Origin of the sequence: Psychrobacter sp. UBA6766 (assembly GCF_002453355.1) — a bacterium.
Classification (GTDB): domain Bacteria; phylum Pseudomonadota; class Gammaproteobacteria; order Pseudomonadales; family Moraxellaceae; genus Psychrobacter.
The window spans coordinates 38,005-38,925 of the sequence record NZ_DKGQ01000009.1; the positions used below are offsets into that span (position 1 = coordinate 38,005).

The 921-nt window shown below is 39.2% G+C and carries 3 protein-coding genes; 2 read left to right on the forward strand and 1 reads right to left on the reverse strand.

Annotated features, from left to right (window positions below; genetic code table 11):
* Both B4K26_RS02515 and B4K26_RS02520 read left to right on the forward strand, forming a co-directional pair.
* The coding region (locus B4K26_RS02515) for an excalibur calcium-binding domain-containing protein (RefSeq protein ID WP_296243330.1) at positions 1-203 on the forward strand (203 nt) is incomplete at its 5' end.
* Positions 188-580: a hypothetical protein gene (locus B4K26_RS02520; protein WP_296243331.1), complete on the forward strand. Its 393-nt coding sequence runs from the start codon at positions 188-190 to the stop codon at positions 578-580. The genes B4K26_RS02515 and B4K26_RS02520, both read left to right, overlap by 16 nt.
* Before the next feature lie 92 nt (positions 581-672).
* On the opposite strand, the gene B4K26_RS02525 is transcribed toward B4K26_RS02520, so the two are convergent.
* On the reverse strand, positions 673-900 hold the full coding sequence (locus B4K26_RS02525; protein WP_296243332.1) for a hypothetical protein: 228 nt from the start codon (positions 898-900) through the stop codon (positions 673-675).
* Between the last annotated feature and the right edge of the window lie 21 nt (positions 901-921).

The following is a 921-nucleotide window of genomic DNA, read 5'->3' on the forward strand; positions in this document are numbered from 1 at the left end:
CTGAGCCTGAGCCTGAGCCTGAAATTAAACCTGAACCTGTACAAACTTTCACTGCCTCAAATCAAGATTGTTCAGGACTTCCTAGGACATGTGGTCAAATGTCATCATGTGCGCAAGCTCAAAAGGCACTACAGTGCGGCAATGGTAAATTGGATAGAGACAATGACGGTGTACCATGTGAGTCAATATGTCCAGGTGGCTAGTTATCTTAATAGCTTCATCGATAACTGCATGCACACCTGCCCGAGATGACAGTTATGCCAGTAAATTCGTTTCTGGTTATGTTGAGGTTAGCGAGGTGTTTTGGAATGCTTACCATGATACACCCTACCCGTTTACGACATCAGGTGAAATATCTTGTGTTTACTATCCAGATTTTGGTATTGAAGTTTATTTTGAACCTGCTGGCTATATCGAAGATTCATCTATTGGCATTCCGTTGAACAGAGCGGCTGTAGAGTCTCTAAAGCAGACAGGGATGACACCAAATGTGCCGTACAGTATTAAGAAGGGTGCTGATTTGAATGAGGCTATAAGGGTTGGTCTGAAGGCGTGTGGTGAAGTGTATGGAGAGATTTAGAATTGTTTAAGAAGTAAAACTGATGGCAACAAAAAAGGCATTACATGAATTTATCACGAATGCCTTCTTGTTATTTTTAACAAGAGTATTTTCTATTTTAATAACTTTATACCACTGGTATTAACCTTTCCATCACGACTTACCGTCGCATTGATAACTTTTTTAGCTCTAGTAAAGTGCTGATCGCCATTTTTGATATAGAAATCAATACGTTCCTTACAGAATTTAAAATAATCCTCTGCATTTTTTATATCATCAGGAGTAATATCAAGGTGGAGATCATAGTCTGATTTTTTTCTCAACTCGTGGTAAAGCAACATGAGCTATGCTGAAGAAACCGT

Bases quoted from the DNA above. Each gene is read 5' to 3' on its own strand.
- B4K26_RS02520 (WP_296243331.1), top strand. From the start codon at position 188: ATGTCCAGGTGGCTAGTTATCTTAATAGCTTCATCGATAACTGCATGC.
- B4K26_RS02525 (WP_296243332.1), bottom strand. From the start codon at position 900: ATGTTGCTTTACCACGAGTTGAGAAAAAAATCAGACTATGATCTCCAC.